The 2,219-nt window shown below is 59.8% G+C and carries 2 protein-coding genes; one reads left to right on the forward strand and one right to left on the reverse strand.

Annotated elements, in window-relative coordinates:
- Positions 1 to 320: 320 nt before the first annotated feature.
- Entirely contained in the window at positions 321 to 1,967 is a 1,647-nt protein-coding gene (locus E4P41_RS21580) for a HEPN domain-containing protein (protein WP_167761216.1), read from the forward strand.
- A gap of 46 nt (positions 1,968 to 2,013) precedes the next feature.
- On the opposite strand, the gene E4P41_RS21585 is transcribed toward E4P41_RS21580, so the two are convergent.
- Positions 2,014 to 2,219, reverse strand: a 206-nt coding sequence (locus E4P41_RS21585; RefSeq protein WP_209307859.1) for a hypothetical protein, incomplete at its 5' end; no start/stop codon positions are given.

Raw genomic sequence — 2,219 nt, forward strand, 5'->3', positions numbered from 1 at the left:
CGCCACAACAGCTACCGCGTCAAGAAGCCAGGCGAGCGCAGCATCCGCCACTCCGGACCGCCCACGGTCACCATCCGCGCACTCCAACCCCGGGCAGCATGATCAACTTAAGCTACGTGGCATTGCGATCAGGTCGGGGGTGAAGACGCCAGCCTCGATCAGGTAGTCGTGGTCGACCTCTAGCCGGTCGATGACGGCGTCCAGCGACGCGGGCACCTTGTCGACCGGCGCCGGCGCCGGCGGCTCGCGGGCGTTGGCGCGTCCCTAGCGCCACACTATGTGAGCGTGCTGTCCACAATGATTCGCTACGGTGCTAGCGAGTGAGTGAAGAGGCTACGGTGCCCAAGAGTTCCTTTTCATGGCCCTGTTCGAGACTGGAAGAAGTTGCCTACGAATTAGGCGACGAATTCATTGCCTACTGCCTCGACCTTCCCCGACTTCCACAGGACGAGTCTAGTCTAAGTCCGAACAAACGCCAGGTCCTCGAAGAAGTTTCTAACCTCGTCACTTCGATGCGGTTGACGCCTCTTCCGATTCGGGCTCTTAGTGTTTCGGAGTGGCTCACAACTCCGAACGCAGAGGGTCTAACTCCTCCTCAGGTCTGGCGCATCCAGAGTGACGGAGTGTTGCCAGTTGTCACTTCCTCCGAGGATGGCCTTCTGACGGAACTCGCGAAGGTCGGCCTGCAGGTCTTCCCATATAAGGCGTTGGCTGAACCGTACGTCGGTGAAGGAAGTGGGTCGTTCAGCAGGGTTGCCGTACCGATGTCGAAGCGCTCTGAACTGGCCCGCCTCATCGTCCGAGACCGTTCGCTTGGTCAACTCTTTGGCGACACACCTCCTGATGTTGAGATCTCAGAATCAGACTTGTTCAATCGAGGCACGACACTGTACTTCAATAATGGTAACGGATTCGGTGTCCAAGCGATCATGCTGCCCGAGTCAATCTTGAATAACGCCTTTGCTAGCCTGCTCTTGACCAACGTAGAGGAGGCTGCGGACTTCGGAAAGTTCGAAGAGCACCTTTCTCGAGTACTCGAAGAGTCACGTGCCCTAGCACGACGCGAGGTTGTGAAAGTTGTTCGAGTAGTGGGCTTCCACGGCGTTCAGCTCGAGGAGTCGCTGGCTGTCGGCGAATTCCGGATCCGCCCCACCCGACCGACCGATACCTTGGCTTTCAACCAGATATCAACTGGGGGGTATGCCAGTGCCGTCCTGGAGGCACGTCGCCCCCTTCAAATCTTGGCAGCTGACGCCGATCTCTTCGAACCGCCTGAGGGTGAGAGCGACCCGTTCGCCAAGACGCGTCCGCATCAAGAAGAAGTGGAACGGTCGAACGCGGGATGGACGGACAAGGTTGAGAATGTGCGTTTGGCATGCGCGTTATCCTCGCCGGACTATGAGTCCATGATCGCCCCAGTCGTGCTGTTTGAGGCGGAACTTAATCCGTTGTCGCATAGTCAGTCCCTTGCATATCGATTGGTCCCCGTGTCGTTTCATCCTCAGGTCAAGCTCGATAGAGTTAGAGCTGGAAAGGCGACTGAGTGGCTGGGCGTCGTTGGCGCTAATATCTCGCCGTCAATTCGCATCGCAGGCCGGAGGCTCTTGACGGCTTTGACGGAAAGGTCCGACCCGACGGACGCATTCGTGGATGCCCTAGTGGCCTGGGAGAGCCTGTTCGGAACTGGCACCGAAGTGAGCTTTCGTGTGTCAGCTGCATTAGCGGCGCTGCTCGAACCTGTTGACATGGATGCTCGGCGAGCTGTGTATAAAGAACTCAAGCGCTTGTACGGCCTACGAAGTCGCCTTGTCCACGGCTCTGCGGACTTAGCGCCGAGTGAGGCGGAAACTCACCGCAGACGGGCTTGCGAGGTGGCCCTTCAGGCTACGCAGCGCGTTCTTAAGACGGCCACGCTGGCCCCCATGAAGGCGGAGGAGCGCAGTGATCGTCTGTTGTTTGGCATTTAGCACGGCGGCCCCCGACCTCGGTGCAATGCCACTTAGCCTAAGTTGATCATGCGGCGCGGGGCTGGATAGGGTAGAGCCGGACGGTGGGCGGGCCGGCGTGACGGACGCTGGCCGGCTCGCCGGGCTTCTTGATCCGGTACTGGTTGTGCCGGGCGCGCTTGACCGCACGGGGGCAGGTTCGGTGCCGCCGGCGCGGGTTGATCTTGCCGGTGATCTCGGCGTGGACGCGGGGCAACGCGCCGGTCCAGTCCT

Origin of the sequence: Geodermatophilus sp. DF01-2 (assembly GCF_004571065.1) — a bacterium.
Taxonomy (GTDB): Bacteria; Actinomycetota; Actinomycetes; order Mycobacteriales; family Geodermatophilaceae; genus Geodermatophilus.